This window comes from Schaalia turicensis ACS-279-V-Col4 (assembly GCF_000296505.1).
Lineage (GTDB): Bacteria > Actinomycetota > Actinomycetes > Actinomycetales > Actinomycetaceae > Pauljensenia > Pauljensenia turicensis_A.
In genome coordinates this window covers 232,020-256,726 of record NZ_JH815210.1, presented here as the reverse complement: position 1 = coordinate 256,726, position 24,707 = coordinate 232,020, and the positions used below count along the sequence as shown (strand labels likewise).

Below are 24,707 nucleotides of genomic sequence, written 5' to 3'. Positions count from 1 at the left end.
AAGAATTTTTGGTGAAACTGGCAACAGAGTGGATTCTTGTGCTACACAGAGCACGAATCGGTAAACTGAACGGGTTATGGATTCTGATTTACCATCCAACAGTAAGGTCACGCAGTGATCGCAACTATTGCGATGCTCGTGCTTGGCATCGTTCTGACAATCGGCACATTTATTTTCGTGTCCGCGGAGTTTTCGCTGGTCGCGCTCGATCAAGCGGTCGTTGAAAAGCGATTCCAAGCCGGCGACAAATCCGCCGGAGAAGTCCTGAAGGCAACGAAAACACTGTCGACCCAGCTCTCTGGAGCCCAAGTTGGTATTACGCTGACCACGATTCTTCTCGGCTACACCACGCAGGTAACAATCGCTGACCTTCTTGAAACGGCACTCGGAAGTGCTGGTTTAGCGGCTGGGCTTGCCACGGGTATCGCCGCGATTGTGGCGGCAGTTTTCATTAACGCCGTATCAATGCTCTTTGGCGAGCTGGTTCCAAAGAACCTTGCGCTCGCTCACCCCTTAAAAACCGCGGGTCTTGTCGTTCCCTTTCATATGTTCTTCACTGCGCTGATGAAGCCGATTATTTTCGTTTTGAACGGGTCGGCGAACGCGGTGCTCAAACTGGTGAACATCGAGCCTCAGGAAGAGATCTCATCTGCTCGGTCAGCGTCTGAACTCGAAGCAATGGTTCGACACTCAGCCGAAGAAGGCACGATAGACACGTCGACCGCCTCGTTGTTGACGAACTCAATCCGCCTGTCCGAGTTCACCGCTGCCGACGTCATGACAGACCGCGGGCTGCTTCACTTCCTGCCGGACACCGCCGTCGCATCTGACGTTGTCGCCTTCTCACGAGAAACCGGGCACTCACGTTTTCCGATCGTCGGTGAGGATTTAGATGACATCATCGGCTTGGTTTCGTTGCGCCGTGCCATCGGAGTTCCTTTCGAGCGTCGCGACGAGGTCCCCGTTGTGTCTGCATCCCTGATGGCAGAGGTTCCATCGGTTCCCGAAACAGCCCCCATTGGTCCTCTGATGGTGCAATTGCGTGACGAAGGCCTGCAAATGGCAATCGTCGTCGATGAATACGGTGGGGTGGCAGGTGTTGTCACTTTGGAGGACGTCATCGAAGAAATCGTTGGTGAAGTGTCCGACGAGCATGATGGGCGTCGCCTCGGGATCCGTACCCGTGCCGACGGCGCTCTGCTGATCCCCGGAACCCTGCGCCCCGATGAGCTCTTCGAACGAACTCGGATCGCCCTTCCTGAAGACAACGCCTACGACACGATAGGCGGCCTCGTGATGGCCCAACTTGGACGCATCCCAATGGTTGGCGACCGCGTTGACGTGCACTCAGTGATCCTCGAAGTTGAACACATGCAGGGTCGACGCATTATGCAGATAGCGCTCTATGTGCCTGATCAGGAAGATGAAGAACCGGAGGTTCAGCTATGAGCGCCGGTTGGGGTCTTGGAATCACCGTTGTGTTGCTGGCAATGAATGCTTTCTTCGTCGCCGGAGAATTTGCGACGACATCGTCGCGCCGTTCGCAGATCGAGCCTCTCTGCGAAGAAAAGCGTCGCGGAAGCGCTCAGGCGATGTTCGCACTTGAACACGTATCATTGATGCTCGCTATCTGTCAGCTGGGTGTCACGGTCGCATCAACAACCCTCGGCGTCGTCGCAGAACCGGCGATCGCGCACCTCGTGGAGCATCCGCTGGTTTCACTGGGCTTACCTGCCTCGTCGGCGCACGTCGTTGGTTTTATTGTCGCACTGATTATCGTGTTGTTCCTGCACGTAGTATTCGGTGAAATGGTGCCGAAGAACGTGTCGATCGCAAACCCGGCACGACTCCTTCTGCTTCTTGCGCCACCTCTGGTGGCAATTGGACACGTTGTCAGCCCGATTATCCATGCAATGGATTCATTGGCGAACTGGTTCCTGTCACTTCGTGGAATTGAACCTAAATCTGAAATTGCGGCAACGTTTACAGCCGAAGAAGTGGCCTCCATCGTCGAATATTCGACCGCTGAAGGAGCTTTGAGTGACGACTTTGGTTTGCTCTCGGGAACCTTGGAATTCTCGACCGAAACCGCTGGGTCAGCGATGGTTCCTTTGGGTGACCTGGTTACTTTGGAGCCCGATGTCACCCCCGACGAGGTTGAAAAAGAAGTTGCTCGAACAGGTTTCTCGCGCTTCCCGATCGTTGCTCAATCCGGTGAAATCGCTGGGTACATTCACCTGAAGGACGTACTCTATGCCGATGCTACGAATCGCACTCAACCGATTCCCGCCTGGCGTATCCGCAAGATGGAAACCGTTGCATCAACCGATGAAGTCGAAGACGCGCTCCGCGCAATGCAACGTTCGGGAACGCACTGTGCACTGGTGAAAAACCAAGCAGGAGAACGAATCGGCGTGCTCTTCCTTGAAGATGTTCTAGAAGAATTGGTCGGCGAGGTTCGTGACTCATTGCAACGCGATGTGATCACTCGCGACCGCGATGAGTTATGACTCCCACTTTCAACCAAACCTCTTTAACCGCCAGGCAATACGATGTAGGTTAGTAACCGTTGAACTCGGGCACTCACTTCGAGGGCAACTCCCTGAAATCAGCAGATGAAAAGGAACGTTCAGCGTGTCTGAAGCCAAGATTGAATGTCCGTTGCCGTCACGTCGGCAGATTCATGGACATAGCGATCTGGACGCGTCTACGCCTCGCAAAAGACAATCCCACGTTACTCGTCGTGTAGCTCGTGTCGGTGTTCTTGCTGTGCTAACGGCAACGACTGTCGCGATCCCGCTGTCGGGGTTTGTTGGTGCTCAGTCTTCTGTTGAACTTCCTGCGCGTGCACTTGGTGTTAGTGCCGGTGACGAGTCCTGGACAACGACAACGGTCGTCGCGCAATCGCAGGCCCTTGAAGGGTCCGTCACCGCAGCATCTCGCACACGAGTTCGCGCACCTTTGACTCTCAATAGGTGCTTGCCCTCTGCCCAGACAGCCGCGGGCAATCGAGATGTCCAGGTTCGATCCTCGGAGATCTACTGGCCAATGCCAGCAGGAACGTTCGAGATCACGTCGCCGTTCTTGATGCGCGTTTCCCCGATTTCTGGTCAGCTACAGATGCACGAAGGCATCGACATGGCTGGCCCACTGGGGACTCCGCTACACGCCGTGTATGGCGGCGAGGTCGTCGAGGTCTCTGAAAACAGCCGTTCCGGTGCGTTGGTGAAGATCAAGCACGTCCGTGAAGACGGAAGCATTTTCTATAGCGCGTACCTGCACCAGTACATGGATCAGATCAAGGTCCGTGTGGGCGACACCGTAGAAGCGGGACAGGTAATCGGTGCCGTTGGAAACAACGGTTGGTCAACTGGCCCGCACCTTCACTTTGAAATCCATAACTCCAACGACGAGCCCATCGATCCCGAAGCATGGCTTAAAGAAGTTGGCGCAGTTTATTTCGGAGAGCAGGCTTGTTCATGATCCCGGTTTCTTCTCGCGTCGGGCCGATCATTCTTGCCCACAGGGGAGGCAACGAGGTCGCGCCTGAAAACTCGCTTGAGGCATTCGCTGATGCACGTCAGCTCGGTATCCGCCACATTGAAACCGATGTTCATCTGACCGCTGATGGCAAGGTTGTTGTCCACCATGATCCGATGATCGATCGCGTATACAACGGTTCTGGTCTGATTGCTCAGATGACGTGGGATGAGTTGAAGACGTACACGAACGATCACGGTGATCGTATTCCGTTGCTGTCCGAAGCTCTTGAGACCTTCCCGGATCTCTACTTCAACATCGATGCGAAGGTTCCCGGTGTTGAGGGGCCTCTGTTGGATGTTGTCCGTCAGGCTCATGCTGAGGATCGCGTTGTCCTGGCATCGTTTAACGAGCGTCGGCTGAAGTGGCTCAGAGAGCAATCTCAGGGCCAGATTGCAACGTCGTTGGGTAGTCAATCAGTGGTGCGTTTGGTTGTGGCTGCAAAGAGCGCAACGAAGACGCGCACATGGCGGATTCCAGGTTCTCATCAGGGCGTTGTTGCCGCTCAGGTTCCGCTGTCCTTCGGCCCTGTGACCGTTGTGGATCGTCGTTTTGTTGCGGCGGCCCATTCGCATGGTTTAGCTGTCCACGTCTGGACGGTCGATGAGATTGACGATCTTAATCAGCTGATCGCTCTTGGAGTCGACGGCTTTGTGACCAATAAGCCGAAGTGTCTGCGCGACTATCTGATCGATCGCGGACTTTGGGAAGAGCTTCCTCCTCCAGGCGCGATGCGAGGTCAGCACCCGCGCGACTGAGCGTCGTGAGCAGAATGCGCCTCATGCGTTTATGTGCATGCAGGTGCGTTTTCTTTTGCGTTACGCGCGAGCTGGCAGGTTTGGGCGTGTGAGGCGACGATGTGGGGTTTGCGTGTGGAGTGGATCCGGTTTTTTGCCTCGAATGACCTCAGAGAGCGCCAGCGAGGTTCTGTATGTTTGATCCGCTGTTGACGTCGATGCTGACCCCATACTTACATACGCATTCGGGGTGTGCGCCGCGCGGCGCACACCCCGAATTGTCTTTCAAGCTGAAAGGTTATCGGTCAGCCACAACGTGGTGGTGAGTGATTACGGGTTCACGCTTTCCAGCTTCCACGTCGTTGGCGAGCTTTACTCGCCACACCATCTGAGCGACGAGGAGCGCTGCCAGTACCCAACCTGCGAGATGAGCGATCATGGATTCGGCAACGAAGATTAAAGCCATGGCAACCAATGTCGGAAGCAAGTCTTGGAACGCTTTCACAACGTATCCGCCGAAGGACGGCATATCGACGCCATCGGCGTCAGCAACTGACTTGACCATGAAGTTCGGACCATTGCCGATGTACGTCAATGCCCCGCAGAAGACTGCACCCAACGAAATCGGGACCAAGTAGTACTCGGGGACACCCGCGATCAGGGTTCCATCGCCACCCAGCGACTTCGCCATTTCGAAGAAAGTCATGTAGGTCGGGGCGTTATCCAAGATCGAGGACAGGCCGCCCGTGAAGATAAAGAAGGTAACGCGGTTCAGGGGGAGGTGCGGTGCAACCTGCTCCAAGAAGCGCAATGCCGGAGCCATCGTCGAGAAGATGCCGATGAACAGGGCTGCAACCTCAAGGATTGGGGCCCACGTAAAGGCATTGTCCTCGTAGCGGATCTTCTTAGAGCCCGCAAAGTAAGAGATTGTTGCGGCGCTGAGCATGACGATCTCGCGCCACGGCACCAGGTCTGCTCCATGCGCGTGGCCTTCAATGATCTCGTGAGCGTTCCACGAGGGGATCTTGGCAACGGCGACGATGACAATGGCGAAAAGAACCAGGTTGAAAGCACCGCGCAGGCGCAGTGGGGTGATCTGGGTATCGTCCCTGACGATTTGCGCTTGAGGCTCCGACGAGTAAAGCAGACGGTCGAGCGAGTAGTACATACCGAGCATCAGCACAAGTACGAACAACCATTCCTTCCACAGCTGGAATGTCCAGGTGAAGGGGACACCGTTCAAGAAGCCTAGGAATAGTGGCGGGTCGCCGAGAGGTGTCAGTATGCCACCGCAGTTAGCAACGATGAAGATTGTAAACAGCACGGTATGTACGCGGTGGGTACGTTCTTTATTCGTCGCAAGAAGAGGGCGAATCAGGAGCATTGCGGCGCCTGTCGTTCCGATGAAAGAGGCAAGCGCGCCACCGATAGCCAAGAAAACTGTGTTGTTCTTCGGGGTTGCGCGAATATCACCTTCAAGGTGGATACCGCCGGAGATGATGAAGAGCGAAAGAAGCAGAGCAATGAACTGAACGTATTCAACACCGACGTCAATCAGCGCTTCATTTCCGATCATGTACACCATGAATGCCAGCGTGGGTAGGCCTAGAACGAGGGCAACCAGAAGCTGGCTGGAGTTACGTTCCCACCACTTGTGTGTGGCGGGGATGATCGGGAAGAGTGCAATGGATGCAAGCATTGCTACGAACGGCAGAAGAGACCACCATTGGAAGGTCATCGGGATCCTTGTCGTCGATTACTAGGGACAGGCACATATTCGTGCGTACCGTTTCAGCCTAACGTGAAACCGCAGTATCTTGCCGAAGATGTCCGTTTTTGATGATTGTGAACACTTTGCCCTGAATGTTCGTCCAGATGTGATTGGGCACAAAAAGTGCCCCGAACAGGATTCGAACCTGCGACCTTTCGCTCCGGAGGCGAACGCTCTATCCACTGAGCTATCGGGGCTTAACGCATTGAGTCTAGCAAAGGTTGATGGTGGGTGAAGAATGGTGCTTGACTGCTTCACTTTCGTGCATAGGCGAACGCCCTGGTGACGCTGAGGGGTGAGGAGTGTCATACTAGGGGAGTTGATTCGCTGATACCCAAGGAAGGGACACAATGCGCGTTCATATTGGAACAGACCACGCTGGCTACGAGCTGAAGGAAAAGGTCGTCGAGCACCTCAAGGAAAAAGGTTACGACGTTGTTGACCACGGTGCCCATGAGTACGACTCACTGGACGACTACCCGCCGTTCTGCATTGAAGCAGCAGAAGCAGTGGTTGCAGATGCCGGTTCTCTGGGTGTCGTTATCGGTGGCTCCGGAAATGGTGAGCAGATGGCCGCGAACCGTGTGAAGGGTGTGCGCGCTGCGCTGGTGTGGAATGATTCGACCGCACGTCTTGCCCGCGAGCACAACAATGCGAACGTCGTCTCTGTTGGTGCGCGTCAGCACACCGTCGAAGAGTGCCTGGCATTCATCGATGCCTTCCTCGAAACCCCGTTCTCTGAAGATGAACGTCACCAGCGTCGTATTTCCGAAATGGATGATTACGACGAAGCGCATCGAAAGTGAGTGGTGTCGTTAGACGCTGAAACTCAATAGAATGGGGTCCCTCGGTTTTCCGAGGGACCCCATTCGCGTTGTCACAGGGCAAGTAGCTCAGTTGGGCCTGCCCCTAGATGTCGAATCCGAAGTAGGGAGCTAAGGTCAGCGCCACAAGGAAAATGTTGAGTGCCACGATTGCGACGGCAATCAGAGTTCCACAAACCTGCGTGATCGTCGCATTCGAGTGCTCGCCCATAATCGAAGGCTGGCGCGTGTAGCGGATCAAAGGAAGAATCGCGAAGGGAATGCCGAAGGACAGGATGACTTGGGAGACGACCAATGCCCACGTCGGTTCTGCCCCTATGCCGAGGATGATGAGGGCGGGGATTAGCGTGATCAGTCGTCGCACAATCAGCGGGATCCGAATGTGAAGCAATCCGGCCATGATTTCTGAACCGGCGTATGCGCCAACGGATGTCGATGCTAGGCCTGACGCGAGGAGACCAACGGCGAAGATCATGGCAACGACCGGTCCAAGTGCACTGGCGATTGCAGTGTGAGCACCTTCAATGGTGTCTGTTCCGCTGACCCCTGATAGTGCGGATGCTGCGAGAAGAAGCAGACCGATGTTGACGATTCCCGCCAATCCGAGTGCCCACACGATATCAATCCGGGTTGCTCGCAAGTAATGTTTCAGGTTCGCGCGAGGAGCTTTTTCGTCGTGGTCGTTCACCAGCGAGGAATGCAGGTAAATCGCGTGTGGCATCACGGTTGCGCCAAGCATGGACGCTGCGACGAGAACCGAGTCCGTGCCAGCAAATCGGGGGACGAGGCCGGCCACAACTGACGGGCCGTCTGGCGGAGCAATGGCCAGTCCTGCAAGGAATCCGATTGTGATGATGACCAAAAGGCCGATGATGACGCGTTCAAAGATCTTTTGTGTCCCGCTACCTTGCAGGGTTAACAACAATGTTGAAACGACACCGACAATGATTCCGCCGGTAAGAAGCGGGAGCCCGAAAAGGAGGTGAAGTGCTAGAGCTCCGCCGATGACTTCCGCTAAGTCAGTTGCGGCTGCAACGACTTCTGCTTGAAGCCAGTAGCCAATGCGTGCGCGTTTTTTCAAACGTGTGCCGAGAAGAGCGGGCAGTGATTGCCGCGTGACTAGGCCCAGCTTTGCGCTCAAGTATTGAATGAGCATTGCTGCAAGGTTGGATGCTAGAAGAACCCATACCAGCAGGTAGCTGTAGCGTGCGCCGGCGGTAATGTTTGCTGCAACATTCCCAGGGTCCACGTAGGCGATTGCCGCAACGAATGCAGGACCCAGCAGTGTCGCAAGCGACGGGTGATGGGTCTTTGATGTGCCTGGAGTATGCGACTGCATCTCCGTAGAATCAAGTTTCGGCATACCGGAACCCTAACGCGTTTTTATTGAGATGTCACTCAAGAATGAAGAGCATGAACACGCCAAAGCAACGCTAGACCAGCGTGACCAGGGATCAAGATTCGCTCGAAGCCTCGTCAACCTGATCGGTGGAGAGCACGGGGTAGGTAGCGAGCACGCAGACGTACTGGGCGAAGGCAATCCCGAAGACGACGAACCAGAAAAGCAAACGGATAGCCCACGGCAGTGAAATTGATGCCAGCACAAGCGGTCCAGCCACAACGAGCAACGCCAACAGAGTCCGATGAAGCTTCGCCGCGGATGCCAAAAGCGCAGCGCTGGCCAAACGCGGAAGATCTTTGACGCTTACGCGTCCCCTGTATGCCAAACGGTGAGCAAACATCGGCCAGACCCACACGTGCGTAAACGCTGCAATCAGCACCACAAACACAATCAGCGCACGAACGATCAATGCCATTGAGTGGGAAGCAAGATGCGTCGTCACAGACCACTCCCACAACAGTAGGGAGAAAAGAAGACCTTCAATAAGTGCAAGGAGAATCGCGGGCAACGCTGCCTTGCGGACAACCTGAGCGACGGCCGGGGCAATCGCCGTGGACTCGGAAGCAATCAAACGCAACGAAACCAGCGTCATCACACCAAGACCCACACCGAAAGTGACGACGGGTAGCGAAATGAGCAAACCGACAACGTTCGCCATCACAAGCGCCGCAATCCACGACAGCACCTGAGCGATTGACGAATCAGGCCCAAAACGTGAGCTCACTTGGCTTCTCCGCTCTGAACCAGGGGAGCAGTCGTGCCACCAGCATGAATCGTGGCGGGAACAAAGACGTGGCGGACCGGTGCGGAATCATTGATCTGCTCGAATAAGACATCGCAGGTCAGGCGAGCGATCTCAAGGGGAGGCTGAACGACAGTCGTCAGTTCAGGTTCGACAAACTGGCCGATCGTAATACCGTCAAAACCAATGATGGACATGTCATCAGGAATCGACAAACCCGCTTCGCGAATTGCGCGCATTGCACCAATCGCGAGAACATCCGCGATGGCAAAAATCGCGGTCACATCGGGACGCTCTTGAAGCAGGCGCTTCGCCAAGTGATATCCGTGTTCGTAGGTGTAGGGGTTCATCTGCTCGCGTGTTTCGAAGCGAATCAGATCGTCATCAAGCGGAATACCGGCATTTGAAAGAGCCTGTCGATAGCCGGTGATGCGCTGGGCGCCAACAGAAGCATCCCCTTCGGGAACGCCAAGGGCGGCAATCGTTGTATGCCCCAAGTCAATCAGGTGTTGGACAGCGCGGGTAGCTTCTTCTTGGTCATCAACGGCTACAGACGAATACGCCGAATCATCAACCTTGGGCAGACGTGACACCGTGGAAAGCACGAAAGGCACGTTGAACTTCTTGAAGACGGATGCTTCGTGGCGGAAAGAGCCGCCAAGGAAAATAGCTCCCGCCATCAGTTCTTCATCAACGATCTTCGTGGCCTCTTCGACTTCGTCAGCCCAGTGGGGGACCTTCACGACGGTCAGAAGATAGTTCTTTTCACGGACGATAGCTTCCAATGGATCGAGAACCTGTTGGAAGAACGGATTATCGATACCCTTGATGATCAGGGCAATCGCAGGATTGTGAGAGAGCTTGAGGAAGCGAGCGTGACGGTTGGGGCGATATCCCATCTGATCGGCGAGCGCCACAATGCGTTCGCGAGTGGAGTCGGAGATATCGGGCTTGTTATTGAGTGCACGAGACACTGTCACCACACCAACACCGGCGACTTTGGCGATGTCTTTAATCGTGGGGCGGGAATTCGAGGCTCGCATGATCGCCTTCGTTTCGCTCTCTAGAAAACGGGGGTTAAACGGTGCTCGCCCCTTATCGTGGGCCGTGTCACATCAAGTGTGGTGCGACGCATCTTCAGATAAGGGGCGAGTCCGTCATGAGTATGTTCAGCCCTTGACTGCGCCGGCGACGACGCCTTCAATGATGTGCTTCTGGCTGGACAGGTAGAAGATGATGATCGGAATGATCGCAAGAACGAGCATTGCCATCAACGCGCCCATGTCGTTTGAACCGCGCGAGCCGACCAGCTGCTGAACAACAACAGGGATCGTCTTGTACGGGGTCGACAGGCCAATAACCAAGTAGGGCAGAAGGTAGTCGTTCCAGACCCACATCGCGTTGAGGATCGCGACGGTGATCATTACGGGCTTCAGCATCGGCATAACGATGCGGAAGTAGTTCTGAACCGGACCGCACCCATCAATCATGGAGGCTTCTTCAATCTCCAGAGGAATTGACTTCACGAAGCCGGAGATGATGAAGACCGACAGGGGAGCACCAAAGCCCAGGTACAGCAGGATCATGCCGATTGGGTTGTCGAGGTGCAATATGTCAGCGATCTTGACGGTCGGGAACATGACCATCTGGAAAGGAACGATCATCGAGAAGACGAAGAAGAGGTAAAGCAGGTTCGTCCACCACGTCTTCACACGCGTAATGTAGTACGCGGTCATCGCGCAGAAGAAGACGATCAGAATCAAAGAACCGATCGTGATGAAGAATGACCAGCCTGCGGCGGCCAAGAACCCGGTCTGCTCGAGGCCCGTCACGTAGTTCTGAATACCGGCGAAGTAATCGCCCAGTGGCAGAGCAAACGGGTTATCAGAGATGAACAGACGGCCCTTGAACGAGTTCATCAAGATGAAGAACAGGGGGCCAAGGAACACCAGAGTCAGTGCGATCAAAACGATGTAGAGAATCGCCTTGCCGACGGGGTTAGAGCGTTCTTCCGTGGCAACGATGGGGGCAGCCTTTGTGCTCACGCTTCGACCTCCTTGCTACGGGTTGCGCGCAACTGAATGAATGCGATCACGGAAACGATGAGGAAGAAGATCACGGCCTTGGCTTGACCAACGCCCTCGAAACCGACGCGCGAGTAGAATGTGTTAACGATGTTCAGAGCAACCATCTCGGTCATGTCGAGCGGTTGGCCGTTCGTCAATGCGAGGTTCTGGTCGTAGAGCTTGAACGAGTTGGAAAGCGTCAGGAACAAGCAGATGGTGATCGACGGCATGACCATCGGGATGGTCACGTTACGAAGAATCGTCCACTTTCCTGCGCCATCGATTTCAGCTGCTTCAATGAGTTCCTTCGGAACACCCTGAAGACCGGCGATGTAGATGATCATCATGTAGCCGACCATCTGCCAGTTGATCAGGATGATCAAACCGACGAAGCCGTAGGTGGCATTGGTGACCAGCGTGGTTTGCCAGTGCAGCAAGAGTGCGTTCAGAATTGTCTGCCAGGTGTAGCCCAAGACGATGCCGCCGATCAGGTTCGGCATGAAGAAGACGGTACGGAAGAAGTTCGTACCCTTGAGCTTGCGGGTCAGTGCGTAGGCGATTGCGAATGCAAACACGTTGACCGTAATGATGGAAACAATTGTGATGGCGGCGGTGAAGATCAGAGCGGTAACGAAGCCCTGCTTGTCGCTGAATGCATCAATGTAGTTCTGAACGCCGACAAACGTCGCGTTGGTGACGGTCGTGAACTTCGCGAAGGACAGGTACAAACCGATTGCGAACGGGGCAAGGAACGCCAGCGTGTACGCAAGGAATGTGGGTCCGACGAAGAGCAACCCAAATTTCTTAAGAGCTTTAATCATGAAAAGTTCTTCCTTGAACTATGCGAAGGCGGGTGTGCGGGACCCGGTTGGTTCCCGCACACCCGTATTCGGCAGATTAGTGCGGAGCGTTAAGCTCAGGCGCCCTTTTCAGCTGCCCATCCGGTGGTGAAGGTTTCGACGACCTTGTCCCAATCCATCTGGCCTGCTGCGTACTGCGACAGGGCGGCACCGAAGTCATCCTTGAAGGTCTGGCTCGGGAAGGTGGTGAAGACCCACGGAATCGTGGTCAGCTCGGTGTTGGACAGGTAGGAAACAACTTCCTTTGCTAACGGATCGGCCGGCTGCTCAGCATCGGTGAAGGTGTTGAACGGCGGGATGAAGCCGAGGTCTTCGACCATGTACTTCTTGCCCTTTTCGGAGTTGATCAACCAGTTGACGAAGTCGATCGAAGCCTTCTGCTTGGCCTCGGAAACCTGAGAGTTGATCGAGAAGAAGTTCTCAGTGCCGATGTTCAAGCCCTGGGTTTCTTCGCCCTTGTGTCCGGTGTAGATCGGGAGCATCTTGACATCTTCAGGCTTGACAGTGTTGCCTTCGATGTCAGAAATCTGGCCGTATGCCCAGTTGCCATTCTGAACCATAGCGGCCTTGCCGAGGGCGAACTCAGCCATGGAGTCGTTGACTGCCTTGGAGGAAGCGAGCTTCGGATCAATGGTGGAATTCTGCAGGTAGAGATCGAAGATGTTCTTGAACTCATTGCCGTGCGAGAAGGTCATTTCTGCCTTGTCGTCCACGCCGTCGTCCTGGTACTCGAAGTAGACGGGAAGGTCGGCGAGGTGCGTCTGCCAGCGCCAGTCTTCACCGGGCTTGAGTGAGGTTGAAGCAAAGACGCCGTCGATGCCGAGCTCGTCCTTGCGGGCCTGCATGTCCTCAACAACAGTCTTCAGCGTGGCGAAGTTGTTGATTTCTTCCATCGAGGAAGCCTTCGCGCCGGAGAGGGCGAAGTACTTGTCCATGATGGACTGGTTGTAGATGATGCCATAGCCTTCGACGACGTAAGGAACGCCGTAGACCTTGCCATCTTCACCCTTGACTGCCATTGATGGGTCAAGGAGAGCCTTGTTGAAGTCGGTGTCGGTCAGGTCGGCGGTATAGTCCTGCCAGTTCTTCAGGCCGATGGGGCCGTTGATCTGGAACAGGGTCGGAGCGTCTGACTTGGCGATTTCAGACTTGAGGGTCTGTTCGTAGGTGCCGGAAGCTGCCGTGACGACCTTGACCTCGACGCCGGTTTCCTCGGTGTACGCCTTGGCGATTTCCTGCCAGGTGGCATCGGATTCAGGCTTGAAGTTCAGGTAGTAGACGGAGCCGGTGGTGTCATCGGCTGAATCTGAACCTGACGAGCAAGCTGCCAGAGTAGAAAGGGCGGCGGCTGCTGCAACGGATGCTGCGGCGACCTTCATGAACTTCGACATCGCAGGTGTCCTCCTTTGGACGCTTCGAGTTCGTGACGCTACCTGAAGTGCGTCAAGTTGATGTGATAGCGGGGGGCTACGTCTGAAGAATTGTTATCTCCGTCGGTAACGTTTCCGGTGATAGTGAGCATAGGACGATGAAGGCGTTTGCGTCCACATTTTTAAAAGATTGTCAGGTCACAATTTGGTGACGAAAAAATGGCTTGGTTGAGTCATTTAATGGCTGTCGGGTTGTTTTTAAATCATTTACGGATACGTTACCGGTAACGATTCCGTTCCTGACCTGCAGATTTGCTTTCAACTCGTCCTATTTCACCTCGGTGCGCGTAGCTAATCGGGGACGAAAACAACTACCCTAGAAGGCGTGACTCCAGAAGAACTTGCACTTGTTATTCGTCAGGCCATCATCGCTGCTATCGATAATGGTTCGCTTACCCTGAATGCTGAAGACGTTCCCGACCCTGTGAAGGTTGAGCGTCCGCGCAACCGCGACCATGGCGATTGGGCAACCAATATCGCGATGCAACTGGGCAAGAAGGCCGGCATGGCGCCTCGTGACTTCGCGCAGCTTCTCACTTCCGCACTTGTCTCAGTTGAGGGAATCGACGAGGCCGAGATCGCAGGACCGGGCTTTATTAACATTCGGCTCGGTGCCGCATCTGCTGGTGAACTTGCTCGAACGATCCTCGAAGCTGGCGATGCCTATGGCACCGGAGACAAGCTTGCTGGCAAGCACGTGAACCTCGAATACGTGTCCGCAAACCCGACCGGTCCGGTTCACCTTGGCGGTGCTCGCTGGGCAGCTGTCGGTGACTCGCTTGCTCGTCTGATGGTTGCAGCGGGTGCACAGGTAACCCGCGAGTACTACTTCAACGATCACGGTTCGCAGATTGATCGCTTCGCGCGTTCCCTCTATGCCCGTGCAATGGGTCAAGAAGCGCCTGAAGACGGCTACGGTGGCCAGTACATCGCCGATATTGCTGCCCAGGTGCGTGCCGATGCGGCTACGGCCGCTCAGCCTGATCCTGTCACCCTCGAAACTGAAGAGGCTGTTGAAGTCTTCCGCGCTCGTGGCGTAGAGCTGATGTTCGGCGAGATCAAACAGCGCTTATCTGACTTCCGTTCTGAGTTCGATGTCTTCTTCCACGAAGACTCTCTCCACGAATCAGGGGCAGTCGCTCGTGCGATTGAAACCCTGCGCGAACGCGGAGAGGTCTTCGACCAAGATGGCGCCGTGTGGTTGCGCACTACCAAGTACGGTGACGACAAGGATCGTGTCCTCATTAAATCGGATGGTCAGGCCGCCTACTTCGCTGGAGACGTTGCCTACTACTTGGATAAGCGTCAGCGTGGCGCAGACGTCGCAATCTACCTGCTCGGTGCTGACCACCACGGTTACATCGGTCGCATGATGGCAATGTGTGAAGCCTTCGGTGATAAGCCGGGTGAGAACATGCAGATCCTCATCGGTCAGATGGTGAACTTGGTGAAGGATGGCAAGCCGGTTCGTATGTCGAAGCGTGCGGGCACGATCGTGACTCTTGATGACCTTGTTGATGCTGTGGGTGTCGATGCGGCCCGCTACTCGCTGGTCCGCGTTTCGATGGACTCCAACCTCGACATCGACCTTGACCTGCTGTCATCGCACACGAATGAAAACCCCGTCTACTACGTCCAATACGCACATGCTCGTACTCGTAACGTTGCGCGCAATGCCGCCGAACACGGCGTGACGCGCGAAGCTGGATTCGAGCCCTCAGCTCTCGATACGCAGGCGGATTCGGATCTTCTGGGTGTGCTTGCCCAGTTCCCTGCCCAGGTCGCCCAGGCTGCTGAGCTACGTGAACCGCACCGTGTCGCCCGCTACCTCGAGGCTCTCGCTGCTACATACCACACGTGGTACGGCCAGTGCCGCGTCACTCCTCGTGGAGATGATCCAGTCGATGCGGGTCACGTTGCCCGCCTCTGGCTGAATGATGCCGTGGCGCAGGTTCTGCGTACCGGCCTTGGCCTGTTGGGCGTCGCTGCTCCGGAACGGATGTGACGTGGGGGAAGCGCCAGCATCGTTTGACGCCCGCCCCATCGGGGACCTGATTTGCCCAGAGCCCGATCAACGGCCCGACATGTGGCCTTGGTCGGCCAAGCGCCTTGACAATGGTGTTCTAGAAATCGGTGGAGTTTCTTTGACGGACCTTGCCGATGGCTTTGCCACGCCCGCGTTTGTCCTCGATCGCGCTGATCTTGCTGGACGCGCGAATGTCTGGGCGACCGCGATGGCCGAAGAATTCTGGGACGGCTACGGAATGAATGGCGGTGACGCCTTCTACGCCGGCAAGGCATTCCTTTCATCCGACGTAGTCCGTGTCGTCACGGACGCAGGGATGGGAGTCGATACGGCTTCCCTCGGCGAGCTGACAATGGTGTTGCGCTCCGGCGTAAACCCCGCCAAAGTGGGGTTGCACGGGAACAACAAGCTTGATAGCGAAATCGAACGTGCGCTGTTGGCAGGCAACAAAGAAGGTATCGAGCGAATCTTCATCGATTCCCTCTACGAAGTCGGCCAGCTCGAACGCATCGCTCAGAAGCTGGGCGTCGTCGCACGTGTCATGGTGCGCGTGAAGACGGGTGTGCGTGCGGGCGGAAACGAATACATTTCCACCGGGCACGAGGATCAGAAGTTCGGCGTTGGTGCCTTCGATGGTCAGCTTGACGAGGTCGTTGACTCGATTGCCTCCTCGGATCATCTTGAGTTGCGAGGCCTGCACTCGCATATCGGCTCGCAGATCATCGGCATTGACGCATTCGTTGAAGCGGCTACGATTATCTGCCGGCTGGCGAAGCAGATCCAGGAGCGTACCGGCCTGACAATTCCCGATATTGATCTTGGCGGTGGGGCTGGCGTTGCCTACACGGGTGATGACGAAACACCGACTTCGCCTATTGAGATAGCGCGCGCAATTGCGGGTGCAGTGCGTGACGCGTGCGCTGAGCTGGACTTCCCCGTTCCGCACGTTTCAGTTGAGCCTGGGCGTTCGGTTGTTGGACCCGCGATGGTGAGCCTCTATCGCGTTGGGGCCGTAAAAGACGCGACCCTAGGAGATGGCCTGAAGCGTCGCTACATCGCGGTCGATGGGGGGATGGCTGACAATATTCGACCGGCTTTATACGGGGCACGCTACACGGCGACGCTCGCGAATCGTGTTTCCGATGTCGAACCAGTGCGCTCGCGAATCGTGGGCAAGCACTGCGAGAGCGGCGACGTTATCGTCTGGGATGTTGATCTTCCGAGTGATGTGCACGCCGGGGACCTTCTCGTTATCCCGGTGACCGGTGCCTACGGTTATTCGATGGCATCGAACTACAATATGTTGACCAAACCGGGTGTCATTGCTGTTGAAAGCGGTCAGGCGCGTTGGATCATGCGTCCTCAAACCATTGATGACCTGCTGGAACTCGATACTGGACTTGCCAGCCTTGCCACCGCCAACGACACGTAGGGGCGAATTCTTCAGCGTATGTCGTTCATGTTTTTCCTTAAAGAAGATCAGCTTACTGTTGAGTCACGCACGTGAAAAGGAAAGGATGCGCAGTGCGTTCATGATCGGCCTATTCAACGACTGCTACGACGGTTTTCAATCCTGATTTCACCATGTGGTGGTGCGAGTCATGCCTGCGCCTCGTTGAGCACCTTGAGTGGGAATTATCGACGAGGTTTCGCGCGCGATGTCGGCTTCGCGCTCATCGGGTCTTCAGGCCATAGATGCTTGGGATAACGACCCCGTAGCTGGGATCGCACCTGCTGGTAAGGCCCTGCCCAAAAACTTGCGAGGTCTGATGTGACGGCAGTGGGTCTGCCCGCGGGGTCCGTCAAGTGAATAAGAAGGGGAAGACGCCCGTTGGCGAAGGTGGGCGTTACAGTCCAACCGAAGGCTTCCTGTACCCGCAGTGTCACCGTTGGAGTGCCAGTTGACCAGTCGATTTTCCTTCGCTCTCCGGTGGGAATCTTAATGTCGGCGGGAGCCCACTCGTCGAAAGAACCCGCATGCCGCCAAGGGATCAAGCTCCTGATGAGCGACGCAGTGTCAATCCTGGCGATCGATTCGCCCTCTGCCAACGCGGAAATGAAGGGAGCACACCACGAGTCAGCGTCGGCAATCAGCGCATCATCGCTCACGTCGGGCCACATATCGGGCGCTACCGCGTGCAACGCTGAGAGACGAGCGCGCATATGTGTCGCAGACTCAGTCCACTTCAGCATTGAAAGACCGTGGGTGGTGAACTCATTGGTGAGTAGGCGCATGACATCCTCAGGGCTGGGCTTCACATTGCGTGGTTGCCCAAGTGCAATGACGCCAAGCATTGTGGTTGCGGTTGCGCGGATTCTTCCACCGCTGAGCGTGCAGTCCGTGCGCTCCGTGATGAGTGAGTGTCCTAGGGATAGTGCGTCTTCGGCGCTAATCGGAACAGCCGCTCGAATGAGACCATCGGCTCGGCCGACACTGCGCGTCACATCCGTGATTGCCAGCCAATCGCTTCCCGCCAGTGGAGACGAAGGTGGGAGGGAAGCTCCCTGCCCGTCAGCAAAAAGATAGGTTCCGCTTTGTCCACCTCGCGCGCGAGCAATCCACGTTGGGTGAGCAAGCCCAGCAACGAGGCCAATCGCCTCTTCGTCAGAGAGCCTACCGGGGTCGGAATGGGGATCCGCCCAGTGTTCGAGGCGCTTTGAAGACTGACGTACCCGACGGGCAATATCGGCGTGCCCCGCCTTCAATCGTCGAGCAAAATGTGCCAGGTCACCGTTGCCAACTCGAGGATTCTCACCGAGAAGAGCGACAAAGTATGCGGCGCGTTTACTCCCGATCAGTGGTGAAGCGGCAATCAAAGCCTTCCCGAGGAAAGGGGAAACAGGCATTCGAGCAACGCGACGACCAAGTGTCGTCGGAGAATAATTGTCGTCCACAAGGTCTGCGGCGTGGAGGCGCTCGTGGGCACGCTTTAATGCTCCAGGCGGGGCTGGGTCAATAAGCGCCAACGCATCCAAACCACCACTGGTCCAGCAACGCGCTTGAAGCTCAGCGTCTGCAAGATCCGTCGACAGGATTTCCGGGGTGATCTGGTCGGGTCTGCGCGCGAAACTCACCTGATCAAAGCAGCGATACACCGTGCCCGGCCCGAGTCTGGCAGAGCGCCCAGCACGCTGATCACAACTCGCGCGAGGCGCTGGAACTGTTATCAATGAACCTGCATCGCGTTGAACGTCATACGACGGAACGCGTGCAAGACCAGAATCCACAACACATCCAATGCTCGGCACGGTCAAAGACGACTCTGCGATCGACGTTGTAATAATGATCCGTCGGACTTTCTGACTATCGTCGACGCTCAGAATCGCGTCTTGCTGTCCGGGAGCGAGGTGCCCGTGCAGGCCCCGCACATCCATCATGACCCCGCCAACTTCGTGGAGGCCGAACCCTCCTAAAGCCTGGGCGGCCTCGTCGATTTCTTTGGTGCCGGGCACGAAAACGAGGATGTCGGAATTGGTCTGGCTGACCGCTTGGCGCGTGACTGACGCGATGTGCGAGATGAACTCACGCGCGACCACCACATTCCCGCTACTTGTCGTTGCAAGAGGTTGGGTAGACGGCGCCATCCAATGCGTCGTGATCGGATGCAGTGCTCCGGGAACATCAACAACGTTGACCTCATTGAGGACGCCGCCAAGGAACGAAGCCAAACGATCAGCATTCAAAGTTGCTGATGTGAGAGTCAGGTGAAGATCTGGGCGTAGGACGCTCATCGTGTCCACGATGAACGCAAGCGACAGATCCGTTTCAAGATGGCGCTCGTGGAACTCATCGATGACCACGGCGCCAACGTCTTCAAGCTCCGGATCGCCCTGTAGGCGACGAAGCATAATACCGGGCGTGACAAATTCGACCCGAGTACGGTCGGAGACCTTGACGTCGCCTCGTACTCGATATCCGGACGTGTCACCCACCTTTTCGCCGAGGAGCCAAGCAAGACGGCGAGCAGCACTACGCACCGCGATCTGGCGTGGCGCACACACGATCACACGAGTATCGAGGATCGCTTCAAGAAGAGGAGGAAGCAAAGTCGTCTTACCGGAGCCAGGCGGAGAAGAAAGAACTAGGGCATGACCTGGCTTGATTGAAGGTGCAATGCGATCCAAAGCGTTGGCGATAGGCAGGCGTGGCAGGTTAGCCAGGAGGGGATCGCACGCACTCATGGGATAAGTATGACGTGAAGTCGCTAGACTGTGGAATACGAAGAAAGAAAGGGAGCATCAGTGACAGACCCTGACGTTGCGCGAATTGTCGCATCAACCCGTCACATTTCAATCCCTGCTGACCTTGATCCTCTGATGCTACTTGGTACATCAGATCAGGTGTTGCGCGCTCTGGAACACGGTTTCCCGCGCGTGAACTTCCACGTCATCGGCCGCGATATTTCGCTCACCGGCTTTTCTGCGGATCTTGGTGTTGCCGGCGACTTGATCGAAGAACTGATTTCTTTGGCGAAGAAGGGGCAGCCACTGGATGCGCAGGCAGTCGAGCACGCCATCTCACTGCTGACCCGAACATTCGCAACGCCCGCTGTTTCCGACGAAATTCTTTCCGTCCGTGGTCGGTCTATCCGCCCGAAGTCTGCTGGTCAGAAGGCCTATGTTGATGCGATTGATCGGTCGACGATAGTCTTCGGACTCGGCCCGGCGGGTACGGGTAAAACCTATCTTGCGATGGCAGCCGGCGTGCAACGTCTGCTTTCCGGGCAGGTCAAGCGCATTGTGCTGACCCGTCCTGCGGTGGAAGCGGGGGAGAACCTCGGTTTCCTGCCCGGTTCCCTGACCGACAAGATCGACCCGTATCTGCGTCCGCTCTACGATGCGCTGAAAGACATGCTCGATCCCGAGGTCCTGCCGAAACTCATGGCTGCGGGCACAATCGAAGTCGCCCCTCTGGCGTACATGCGCGGTCGCACGCTGAACGACTCCTTCATCATCTTGGATGAGGCGCAGAATACGACGCCGAACCAGATGAAAATGTTTTTGACGAGGCTCGGATTCAACTCTCAGATTGTTGTCACTGGCGACGCGTCTCAGGTGGATTTACCGGGTGCTGGTCAATCCGGTCTTGCGGTCATCTCGAAGATCCTGAGTGACATCGACGGAATTGAATTCTGCTACCTGACCAGCGCAGACGTAGTGCGTCATCAGCTGGTCGGAGTAATCATAGACGCCTACGAGCGTTGGGAAGACCGCCTGAGCGCTCAACGCTCCATATCTGGGCGAACACGTACGAATGTTTCGCGCTCACGCGCAGTTCGGACGGGCAGGCTGTCATCTGATCGATCACGCACTGGTCACTACCGAGGAGGAACCGATGACTGAAGTCATCAACGAAACTGATTTCGTCATTGACGGGAGCGAATTCGCAGCTCTTGCTGACCACGTGCTGACGCAGATGCACGTTGCCACCGACGTTGAACTGAACATTCTGTTCATCAATCCAGAGCCGATGGAAGACCTGCATTTGCGCTGGCTTGATCTTCCTGGACCGACCGACGTGATGAGCTTCCCGATGGACGAGCTCCGCCCGGGAAGTGCCGACAACCCGACTCCGTCGGGAACGCTTGGTGATATCTGCATTTGCCCGCAGGTCGCCCAGAAACAGGCACTTGAAGCCGGTCACGCGATGGTTGAAGAAATGCTGATGCTGGCCACCCACGGCATGTTGCATCTGCTCGGCTACGATCATGCAGAAGAAGATGAAAAGAAAGTCATGTTTGACCTGCAACGCAAGCTACTGCTGACTTTCCTGGCAACTCGATGACCTCTTCCACCACCTCACTTCCTCTTCCTGCTCTGATCATCATCGCGGTTGTCGGGCTTTTCTTAGCTGCGATGCTTCAGTCGATCGAGGTTGCGTTTTCTCGTATGTCGATTGCGCGTGCAACGGATCTGGTTGAAGAAGAACGCCAGAATGCTTCCGCACTGTTGGCTCTGCTGAACCATCGCAGGCGGGCGACGCTTGTTTTGCGTGGTTTTCGCACGTTTTTCCAAGTGATTGTTGCCGTCTCATTGACGCTTGCGTTTTCTGCGATGTCGTTGGCGTGGTGGGCGACAGCTCTCGTTGCTTTACTAGCGATCACCTTCGTCCATTTCGTCTTCATTTCGCTTGCTCCCTCCCGTTGGGGACAGCGCAGTCCAGAGAAGATTGCTCTGTCGGGAGCACCGTTGGTCTCCTCCCTTGTTACTTTGACAAGATTCCTCGACCCTCTTGTTGAAGCCATCCGTGGGCGTCTTCCCGCATCTGGCCTGACGGAAGCCGAAGCGCGCGCCGAAATGGCAAATGACCTGCGTGAAATGGTCGACCAGGTGGGTGAAACCGAAGGACTTGAAGACGAAGATCGCGCAATGTTGCGGTCCGTTCTGGACCTGGGGCATACGCTTGTCCGCGAAGTGATGGTTCCCAGAACTGAAATGGTGACCGCCCCGGCGGATCTTCCCGCTCATAAGGCCTTGCGCCTGTTTGTCCGCTCGGGCTTTTCACGTATTCCTGTTGAAGGTGACGATGTCGATGACATTCGTGGCATCCTCTACTTCAAGGATGTTGTTGCCCGCTTGCAGACCTACGGGGCGGACATGGACCAGGTGGCAGAGCAGATGATGCGCCCGGTCGAGTTCACCGTCGAAATGAAGCCCGCAGACGATCTGCTTCGTCTGATGCAAGCAGACCACTTCCATATGGCGATCGTCATCGATGAATACGGTGGAGTAGCGGGGCTGGTGGCCCTTGAGGACCTCATTGAAGAAGTCGTCGGTGACCTCACCGACGAACATGACAAGGGAATTATTGAGCCCGAACAACGTGACGACGGATCGTGGCGTGTACCTGCACGCTATCCAATTACCGAGCTTGGCGAGCTTTTCGACCTTGAACTTGAAGATGACGACGTGGACTCTGTCGGTGGTTTGCTTGCAAAGGCATTGGGGCGCGTCCCTCTTCCCGGGGCGCAGGGTGACGCATTAGGCATCCACATGCTCGCCGAAGAAGCACGAGGACGCCGTCGCCAAGTTGGTACGATTGTGTGTTCGCTACTCGTGGCGAGCGATGAATCGACCGAAGAAACCAGTGAGGACGCATAATGCATTTCCCCAGCGACGACGAGCTGATGGCAGGCCCGAACGCGTTCGAAAGCGACGAAGTGTGTGTCGATGACAGTGATATTGATGCTGGCGAACTACGCGCATCGGGGGACGAGGTCGCGCACACCACTGAGTTCGATGACGTTGATGACGCGGATAGCCAGGCCTTCGATGACGTCGATCTCGACGACGCAAGTGACATTGACCCCGAAGACGTGTTTGCTGTCGTTGAGGGAATGAAAGCTCTGCGCGACGAAACGAACGTGGGCACCGGCCTGATGATCCCAGACTTTCCGGAGGACTTCCGCGCGGGATTTGTCTCTATCGTGGGTCGTCCGAACGTAGGTAAATCAACGCTGACAAACGCGCTTGTCGGCCAGAAGATTGCGATCACATCGGGTCGTCCTGAAACGACGCGTCACAATATTCGTGGCATCGTCCACGGTGAAAAGAGCCAGCTGGTTTTAGTTGATACCCCCGGATATCACCGTCCGCGAACGCTTTTGGGTAAGCGCCTGAATGACATGGTTCGCGAGGCGCTCGCGGAAGTTGATGTCGTCGTCTTCTGTTTGCCTGCTGACCAGCGTATTGGTCCTGGCGACAAGTTCATTGCCCGCGAATTGAAGGACGTTCGTCGTCCGATTATTGCTGTTGCGACGAAGTGCGATCTGGTGAGTCGAGAGCGCCTGATGAAACACCTGCTGTCGATTGACAAGATGGGTGATTTCGCGGCGATCGTTCCCGTCAGTGCTTTTGACGGAAATGGCGTTGACCAGTTGCTTGATGTGCTGACGAAGACGGTTCCGCTCTCCCCACCGCTCTACCCAGATGGGGATGTGACCGATGAATCGCGTGACACTCTGATTGCGGAGTTCATTCGCGAAGCTGCACTTGAAGGGGTCCGTGATGAGCTTCCGCACTCGCTTGCAGTTCAGGTTGAAGAGATCGTTGCCAGGCCTCGACGGCAGGGTGATACTCGTCCACCGCTCATGAACGTGCACGTCAACGTTTATGTTGAACGCGATTCTCAGAAGGCCATCATCATTGGTAAGAAGGGATCACGCCTGAAAGAGATTGGCTCAAAGTCGCGTCCTTTGATCGAGGACTTGCTGAAAGCGCGTGTGTATTTGGATCTGCATGTGCGAACGGCGAAAGACTGGCAGTCAGATCCGAAAATGTTGGGACGTCTCGGGTTCTAGATGAAGAGCGATTACTCTTCTAGCTCCGCGACGGTTGTTGCTCTAGGAGGTAATGCTCTAGGGCAGACACCCGACGATCAGTTGCACCTGTTGCGTCAGGCTGCGCCAGTCTTGGTGAGTTTGGCTGATGCGGGCCCTCTTGTGATCGCTCACGGGAATGGACCCCAGGTTGGTCAGATCACGCGTGCGTTTTCACTGGGCGTTGCAGCTGACCCCGGTGTGCCCGACGTTGATCTTCCAGAGATGGTTGCGATGAGCCAAGGCTACATCGGCGAGCACCTGGTGCGTTCAATCGACGAGGCTGGGGCGAGGCGCGGATATTCCGGCAAAGTAGTCGCTCTTCTGACTCGTGTGGAAGTCGATCCCAATGATCCAGCATTTGCTGACCCGACTAAACCGATCGGTCAGTTTCTGACTCGGGAAATGGCAGAACAGCGGATGAAGGAAGAGCCCGGATCCGTGTACCGCGAGGATGCTGGGCGTGGATTTAGGAAGTATGTTGCCTCTCCATTGCCACATCGGATCGTTGAAATTGAGGCGGTTCAAGCTCTGACAAACGCCGGCTTCATCGTCATCGCTTCAGGCGGTGGCGGTATCCCAATTATTCGCACCGACTATGGAATGAAAGCCGTGGACGCGGTTATCGACAAGGATCGAAGCGCAGCTCTCATGGCTGATGAGTTGGGAGCCTCTGCTCTGGTTATTCTGACTGCAGTTCCGGCGGTTGCTGCGGGGTGGGGAACACCAATGCAACACTGGCTTCACCACATTTCTTTGGATGAAGGGCGTGCTCTGATTGAGTCGGGGGAACTTGCTGAAGGTTCCATGCGCCCCAAAGTTGAAGCAATCGTTGACTTCGTATCGAAGGCCCCGGCTGGTACGGTTCGCCGTGGTGTCATTTGCGCGTTGGCGGATGCTGATAGAGCTCTGAGCGGTGAAGTGGGAACAACCATCACCTCGGTGTGACCAATGGTTAAACGCGCGTTGCTACGATGCTCGGGACAATAGA

General features: G+C 55.9%; 20 protein-coding genes and 1 tRNA gene. 12 read left to right on the top strand and 9 right to left on the bottom strand.

The window, feature by feature from the left end:
• Positions 1-117: 117 nt before the first annotated feature.
• The 4 genes from HMPREF9241_RS07905 to HMPREF9241_RS07890 all read left to right on the top strand — a co-directional run bounded on the left by HMPREF9241_RS07905 (position 118) and on the right by HMPREF9241_RS07890 (position 4,298).
• The gene (locus tag HMPREF9241_RS07905) at positions 118-1,449 is read left to right on the top strand and encodes a hemolysin family protein (protein WP_040318734.1); all 1,332 of its coding nucleotides are present in this window, start codon (positions 118-120) and stop codon (positions 1,447-1,449) included.
• Entirely contained in the window at positions 1,446-2,510 is a 1,065-nt protein-coding gene (locus HMPREF9241_RS07900; RefSeq protein ID WP_006681766.1) for a hemolysin family protein, read from the top strand. The genes HMPREF9241_RS07905 and HMPREF9241_RS07900 overlap by 4 nt, the downstream gene beginning before the upstream one ends.
• A gap of 124 nt (positions 2,511-2,634) precedes the next feature.
• Positions 2,635-3,483, top strand: coding sequence for a M23 family metallopeptidase (locus HMPREF9241_RS07895; protein WP_006681765.1), 849 nt, complete (start codon positions 2,635-2,637; stop codon positions 3,481-3,483).
• On the top strand, positions 3,480-4,298 hold the full coding sequence (locus HMPREF9241_RS07890; protein WP_006681764.1) for a glycerophosphodiester phosphodiesterase family protein: 819 nt from the start codon (positions 3,480-3,482) through the stop codon (positions 4,296-4,298). The genes HMPREF9241_RS07895 and HMPREF9241_RS07890 overlap by 4 nt, the downstream gene beginning before the upstream one ends.
• 277 nt (positions 4,299-4,575) lie before the next feature.
• Here the strand turns inward: HMPREF9241_RS07890 and HMPREF9241_RS07885 are convergent, their stop codons facing one another.
• Both HMPREF9241_RS07885 and HMPREF9241_RS07880 read right to left on the bottom strand, forming a co-directional pair.
• Positions 4,576-6,015 carry a sodium:proton antiporter gene (locus HMPREF9241_RS07885; protein WP_006681763.1) on the bottom strand — a complete coding sequence of 480 codons (1,440 nt, stop codon included), beginning with the start codon at positions 6,013-6,015 and terminating at the stop codon, positions 4,576-4,578.
• A gap of 157 nt (positions 6,016-6,172) precedes the next feature.
• Positions 6,173-6,245: transfer RNA gene (locus HMPREF9241_RS07880), tRNA-Arg, on the bottom strand.
• A 153-nt stretch (positions 6,246-6,398) separates the two neighbouring features.
• Here HMPREF9241_RS07880 and HMPREF9241_RS07875 point away from each other — a divergent pair.
• Positions 6,399-6,854: a ribose-5-phosphate isomerase gene (locus HMPREF9241_RS07875; RefSeq protein WP_006681762.1), complete on the top strand. Its 456-nt coding sequence runs from the start codon at positions 6,399-6,401 to the stop codon at positions 6,852-6,854.
• Between the two features lie 103 nt (positions 6,855-6,957).
• Here HMPREF9241_RS07875 and HMPREF9241_RS07870 read toward each other — a convergent pair whose 3' ends face one another.
• From HMPREF9241_RS07870 to HMPREF9241_RS07845, 6 genes are all read right to left on the bottom strand, one after another.
• Entirely contained in the window at positions 6,958-8,235 is a 1,278-nt protein-coding gene (locus HMPREF9241_RS07870; protein WP_006681761.1) for an Nramp family divalent metal transporter, read from the bottom strand.
• Between the two features lie 91 nt (positions 8,236-8,326).
• Complete coding sequence (locus HMPREF9241_RS07865; RefSeq protein ID WP_006681760.1) at positions 8,327-8,998, bottom strand: hypothetical protein; 672 nt, start codon at positions 8,996-8,998, stop codon at positions 8,327-8,329.
• Positions 8,995-10,059: a LacI family DNA-binding transcriptional regulator gene (locus HMPREF9241_RS07860; protein ID WP_006681759.1), complete on the bottom strand. Its 1,065-nt coding sequence runs from the start codon at positions 10,057-10,059 to the stop codon at positions 8,995-8,997. The genes HMPREF9241_RS07865 and HMPREF9241_RS07860 overlap by 4 nt, the downstream gene beginning before the upstream one ends.
• Positions 10,060-10,185: 126 nt before the next feature.
• Positions 10,186-11,061: a carbohydrate ABC transporter permease gene (locus tag HMPREF9241_RS07855; RefSeq protein ID WP_006681758.1), complete on the bottom strand. Its 876-nt coding sequence runs from the start codon at positions 11,059-11,061 to the stop codon at positions 10,186-10,188.
• Positions 11,058-11,903, bottom strand: a complete 846-nt coding sequence (locus tag HMPREF9241_RS07850) for a carbohydrate ABC transporter permease (protein ID WP_006681757.1) — start codon at positions 11,901-11,903, stop codon at positions 11,058-11,060. The genes HMPREF9241_RS07855 and HMPREF9241_RS07850 overlap by 4 nt, the downstream gene beginning before the upstream one ends.
• 95 nt (positions 11,904-11,998) lie before the next feature.
• Positions 11,999-13,333 carry an ABC transporter substrate-binding protein gene (locus HMPREF9241_RS07845; RefSeq protein ID WP_006681756.1) on the bottom strand — a complete coding sequence of 445 codons (1,335 nt, stop codon included), beginning with the start codon at positions 13,331-13,333 and terminating at the stop codon, positions 11,999-12,001.
• A 364-nt stretch (positions 13,334-13,697) separates the two neighbouring features.
• Between HMPREF9241_RS07845 and argS the strand changes: the two genes are divergently transcribed.
• Positions 13,698-15,377: an arginine--tRNA ligase gene (gene argS, locus HMPREF9241_RS07840; RefSeq protein WP_006681755.1), complete on the top strand. Its 1,680-nt coding sequence runs from the start codon at positions 13,698-13,700 to the stop codon at positions 15,375-15,377.
• Positions 15,378-15,456: 79 nt separating this feature from the next.
• A complete protein-coding gene (gene lysA / locus HMPREF9241_RS07835; RefSeq protein ID WP_243440796.1) occupies positions 15,457-16,830 on the top strand; it encodes a diaminopimelate decarboxylase in 1,374 nt (457 codons plus the stop codon).
• A 203-nt stretch (positions 16,831-17,033) separates the two neighbouring features.
• Here lysA and hrpB read toward each other — a convergent pair whose 3' ends face one another.
• The gene (gene hrpB, locus HMPREF9241_RS07830; RefSeq protein ID WP_006681753.1) at positions 17,034-19,580 is read right to left on the bottom strand and encodes an ATP-dependent helicase HrpB; all 2,547 of its coding nucleotides are present in this window, start codon (positions 19,578-19,580) and stop codon (positions 17,034-17,036) included.
• A 135-nt stretch (positions 19,581-19,715) separates the two neighbouring features.
• Here hrpB and HMPREF9241_RS07825 point away from each other — a divergent pair, with 135 nt between their 5' ends.
• Genes HMPREF9241_RS07825 through HMPREF9241_RS07805 form a run of 5 tightly spaced genes read left to right on the top strand, consistent with a single transcriptional unit; the run spans position 19,716 to position 24,664 of the window.
• Entirely contained in the window at positions 19,716-20,741 is a 1,026-nt protein-coding gene (locus HMPREF9241_RS07825; RefSeq protein ID WP_083856973.1) for a PhoH family protein, read from the top strand.
• Positions 20,734-21,183 (top strand): rRNA maturation RNase YbeY, encoded by a 450-nt coding sequence (ybeY, locus tag HMPREF9241_RS07820; RefSeq protein WP_006681751.1) that lies wholly within the window; start codon positions 20,734-20,736, stop codon positions 21,181-21,183. The genes HMPREF9241_RS07825 and ybeY overlap by 8 nt, the downstream gene beginning before the upstream one ends.
• A complete protein-coding gene (locus HMPREF9241_RS07815; protein ID WP_006681750.1) occupies positions 21,180-22,499 on the top strand; it encodes a hemolysin family protein in 1,320 nt (439 codons plus the stop codon). Before ybeY ends, HMPREF9241_RS07815 begins: the two co-directional genes overlap by 4 nt.
• Positions 22,499-23,698 carry a GTPase Era gene (era, locus tag HMPREF9241_RS07810; protein WP_006681749.1) on the top strand — a complete coding sequence of 400 codons (1,200 nt, stop codon included), beginning with the start codon at positions 22,499-22,501 and terminating at the stop codon, positions 23,696-23,698. Before HMPREF9241_RS07815 ends, era begins: the two co-directional genes overlap by 1 nt.
• The gene (locus HMPREF9241_RS07805) at positions 23,699-24,664 is read left to right on the top strand and encodes an amino acid kinase family protein (RefSeq protein ID WP_006681748.1); all 966 of its coding nucleotides are present in this window, start codon (positions 23,699-23,701) and stop codon (positions 24,662-24,664) included.
• Positions 24,665-24,707 lie beyond the last annotated feature (43 nt).